Origin of the sequence: Streptomyces viridosporus, assembly GCF_002078235.1 — a bacterium.
Classification (GTDB): domain Bacteria; phylum Actinomycetota; class Actinomycetes; order Streptomycetales; family Streptomycetaceae; genus Streptomyces; species Streptomyces viridosporus.
In genome coordinates this window covers 1-3,857 of record NZ_MSGP01000325.1, presented here as the reverse complement: position 1 = coordinate 3,857, position 3,857 = coordinate 1, and the positions used below count along the sequence as shown (strand labels likewise).

Below are 3,857 nucleotides of genomic sequence, written 5' to 3'. Positions count from 1 at the left end.
TGATCCGCTCGGGCGCCAGTTCGTCGAGGAGCGCGGCCTGGCCGGAGGCCCAGGGCAGCAGCCGCCCGAGCGGATCACCGTGCCCAGTGGGTCCGGGATCCGGATCGACTACTCCGACCCGGAGCAGCCGGTGCTCGCCGTGAAGCTCCAGGAGATGTTCGGGCTACAGGAGACGCCCCGGGTGGCCGGCGTGCCGCTGCTGGTGCACCTGTTGTCCCCGGCCGGACGGCCGGCCGCGGTGACCGCCGACCTCGCCTCCTTCTGGAAGGACGGCTACCGCGGCGTACGGGCCGAGCTGCGCGGGCGGTACCCCCGGCACCCCTGGCCGGAGGACCCGGCCACCGCCGCACCGACCCGGCACACCAACGCGCGGCTCGGGCGGTGAGCCGCTCCGGTTCCGTCGCCGGCACGGGAGCGGGGCCCCGGCGGCGGGCCTCCGGGGAGGCGCCCCGGGCCGGTGAGGGGCCGGCGGTCACCCGCCGGGGCTCTCCGACGGGTCGGCGGACGGGCTCGGTGACGTCGTCCCGGCCGGCGCCACGGTCAGTTCGACCGTGAGGGTGGCCCCGCCCGCGGTGGTGACGCGGAGCAGGAACGTGCCGGTGGTGTCGTCGGCGTACAGCCGCGGCAGTTTCAGCAGGCCGTTCTCGTCCGTCTCCAGGCCGGTCAGGGTGCGGACGGCCCGGCCGTCGGCGTCCTTGAAGTAGGGGCCCTTGTCGTTCGGGGCCGGGTCGTCGGCCGACGTGATCAGCGTGGCGGTGGCCGCGACCCTGCCGGCGGCGGCGCCGTCGTGCGTGGCCCTCACCTCGACCCGGTCCGCGAACTCGCCGCCCGGGGCGCAGGTGAGCTCCGCGTCGCCGGTGCGCACGAGGGTGTCGGCGACGCGCTCGGTGACGGTGGCCCGGTAGTCGAGGCCGGGGACCATGCGGCCGACGACGGTGGCGCGGACGGTGACGTCGCCGGTCTTCTCGCCCGCCCGGAGCGCGGGCGCCACGGCGACGCCCGAGCCGTTGGTGACGACGGTGGCCACGCTCTCGCCGCCGGCGAAGGTGGTGTCGGTGTCGCCGATGACGGTGAAGCGGATCCGTACCGCCGCCACGGCCTTGCCGGTGGCCGTCTCGGCGCGGGCGCGGATCCTCTCGTCGAACACGTCGCCCGCCCTCGCGGTGAGCTTCGCGGTACCGGCGTTCTCCAGGTGGTCCACCGTGTCGGTGGGCGTCTGCGGCGGTGTCGGCGTGGTGGGCGGCGTGCTCGGGGTGCCGGGCGGCGTGCTCGGAGCGCCGGGTGAGGTGGGCGGCGTGCTCGGAGTGCCGGGCGAGGTCGGCGGCTTGGGGCTCGGGCCGGAGCCGGCCGGCTTGCCGGGCGTGGAGCCGGAGCCGGCCCCCGGCCGGGAGGTGACCGGGGCCGAGGGGGTCGGCCGTACCCGGTCGTGGTCGTCGCTGCGGTCGACGGGCAGGGTGCCGGTGCCGTCCGGGACCTCGTGGGTGCCCTTGCGGTAGTACTCCAGCCACGACAGGACGGTGTTCAGGTAGTCCGTGGAGTTGTTGTAGCTGAGGATCGCCTTCCTGAGGTCGCCCCGGTCGGACAGGTCCCAGCCGAAGCGGCACAGGTAGTGGCCGGCCGAGAGCGCGGCGTCGTAGATGTTGTTGGGGTCCTTGCGGCCGTCGCCGTTGCCGTCGCGGCCCGCCCACTCCCAGGTGGAGGGGATGAACTGCATGGGGCCGACGGCGTTGTCGTAGGTGCTGTTGCCGTCGTACGCGCCGCCGTCGGTGTCCTTGATGAGGGCGAAGCCGTTGCCGTCGAGCTGCGGGCCGATGATCGGGCTGAGGGTGGTGCCGTCGGCGTCGACCCGGCCGCCGCGGGCCTGGCCGGACTCCACCTTGCCGATGGCGGCGAGCAGTTGCCAGGGCAGGTTGCAGCCGGGCTTCGTCTCGCGCAGCGCGGCCTCCGCCTTCTTGTAGGCGTCGAGGACGGTCGCGGGTATGCCGGCCTCGGACCTGCCGGACGTGCCCGGGCCGGTGCTCGCGGACGGGGAGGGGTGGGGGCTGTTGAGCGGCGGCAGGTCCGTGTAGTAGGGCGAGTTGCCGGTCGCGCCGACGTCGGCGGTCTCCTCGGGCGTGGGGGTGGTGTCCGCGGTGGCCCGCCCGCCCCGGCCGTCGACCGTCACCCCCGGAGCCTGGGACGCGGACAGGGCCGCCACCGCCGCCGCGGCCACGGCGGTGGTTGCCGCCCCCTTGCGCAGCCTCCTGCCGAATTGCGCCGCCATAGAGTGAACCCCTCCCGTGGACGCCGGAGCGTCCGTCGACGTCTGTCGTCCCCGCCCTGTGAGGACGGTTCGCCCGCCGCGCCGGTCGCCCTCGGCGGGTGTGCGCGTGCGCTGTTGCCCTCCGCCCGCGCCCGCCCGTCCTGCGCCCCGACACGACGGCTTCCGTGACCCTACGACAACTTCCTTTGCCCGGACACCCGTTCATGCCCGATATCCACCGGTTGGCCGTGTTCATCCGCGGCCGGTGGCGGTGCGGGGCATCGCGCATACTGGGGCCCGCCGACCACCGGGGCCCGCCAGCACCCGTCAACGCCTGCCACGAGGAGCCGAGTTGCCGTTCACGCTGAGCCACGCGGCGGCGGTGCTGCCCGCCGTGCGCACCGACGGGACCGGCCGGGGTCCGCTGGTCCCGGCCGTGCTCGTCGCGGGCTCCTTCGCTCCCGACCTGACCTACTACGCGGCGAGTGTCCTCTCCGGGGCGATGGAGTTCGGGGACGTCACGCACTCCTTCCCGGGCGTGTTCACGGTCGACGTGCTCCTCGCCTGGGCACTGGTGGGGCTGTGGCTGCTGGTGCGCGAACCGCTGGTGGCGCTGCTGCCGCGGGCCCGGCAGGGACGGACGGCCGCCCTGCTGCGCTGCGGGGCGCCCCGGGCGCGCGTGCGGCCGCCCCTGGCGCTGCGCTGGTACGTCTCGGCGGTGCTCGGCGCGCTGACGCACGTCGTGTGGGACGCCTTCACCCACCTGGACCGGTGGGGGATGCGGGTGTTCCCCGTGCTCGGCGAGGAGATCGCGGGCTCACCCCTGTACTGGTACCTGCAGTACGGCGGTTCGGCGGTGGCCGCGCTCGTGATCGCCGCGTTCCTGGTGCGGGCGCTGCGCCGGACGCCCCGGTCCGCCGGGCCGGCGGGGGTGCCGGTGCTGTCGGGTGCGGACCGGTGGGGGGCCGCCGCGCTGCTCGGCGGCTGCGCGCTGGTGGCGGCGGTGCACCGGGCCTCCCGCTGGTGGGCCTTCTGGGGTTCGACCGCGAAGCCCTGGGAGCTGATCCCGACGGTGTGCTTCGGGGCGGGCGCGGGGCTCGTCCTCGCGCTGCCGCTGTACGCGCTGGCGGTCAGGGCGTGGCGTCCGGTCCCGGCCGCGCCGGGCCCGGAAGCGGCCGGGACGCGGCGGCCGGGCCGTACGGCCGCACGCTGAGGGTCTCGCCGGCCGCGACGAACACGGTGATCGTGCGGACCGGGCGGGGCCGGGGCAGCAGGGTGAGGGCGAGCGCGAGGTAGCCGCGGACCAGTTCGGTCCACAGGCGCCAGGCCGGCGGCTCGCCGGGGCGTACGGTCCCCGCGGCGGTGGAGGCGCGGTCGGTGCGCCGTCGGCCGTCGGTGACGCGGCGGCCGAGATCCGCCGTGGCGTGCCGCAGGGCGGTCGCGCGGGTGGTGGGGAGGCGGACGGTACTCGCGGCGGCCGCGAAGACCGGAACCGGCGAGAACGCCTCGAGGGCGGGTCCGTCGGCGCCGGCCCGCGGGGGTATCGCTCTGCGGTGAAGCACGCGTATGCCCATGCCCCGCATCCTGGCGGGCGAGGGTACGGGGGGCCGCTTCT

Annotated in this window: 4 protein-coding genes; 2 read left to right on the top strand and 2 right to left on the bottom strand. The window is 76.0% G+C overall.

Translation table 11 applies throughout. The features are described 5' to 3' along the window. Positions 1 to 385: ATP-dependent helicase C-terminal domain-containing protein (locus tag B7L92_RS22760; RefSeq protein ID WP_304364708.1), on the top strand; the 385-nt coding region annotated here is incomplete at its 5' end. An 87-nt stretch (positions 386 to 472) separates the two neighbouring features. Here B7L92_RS22760 and B7L92_RS22755 read toward each other — a convergent pair. Then, positions 473 to 2,263, bottom strand: coding sequence for a lytic transglycosylase domain-containing protein (locus tag B7L92_RS22755; RefSeq protein WP_081239308.1), 1,791 nt, complete (start codon positions 2,261 to 2,263; stop codon positions 473 to 475). A gap of 331 nt (positions 2,264 to 2,594) precedes the next feature. Here B7L92_RS22755 and B7L92_RS22750 point away from each other — a divergent pair, with 331 nt between their 5' ends. Beyond that, positions 2,595 to 3,455 (top strand): DUF4184 family protein, encoded by an 861-nt coding sequence (locus B7L92_RS22750; RefSeq protein WP_081239307.1) that lies wholly within the window; start codon positions 2,595 to 2,597, stop codon positions 3,453 to 3,455. Here B7L92_RS22750 and B7L92_RS22745 read toward each other — a convergent pair. Further along, a partial coding sequence (locus B7L92_RS22745; RefSeq protein ID WP_255311082.1) for a hypothetical protein occupies positions 3,373 to 3,857 on the bottom strand: 485 nt, incomplete at its 5' end. The genes B7L92_RS22750 and B7L92_RS22745 overlap by 83 nt on opposite strands.

Coding starts and splice junctions, on each gene's coding strand:
- B7L92_RS22755 (WP_081239308.1), bottom strand. CDS start 2,263: ATGGCGGCGCAATTCGGCAGGAGGCTGCGCAAGGGGGCGGCAACCACC.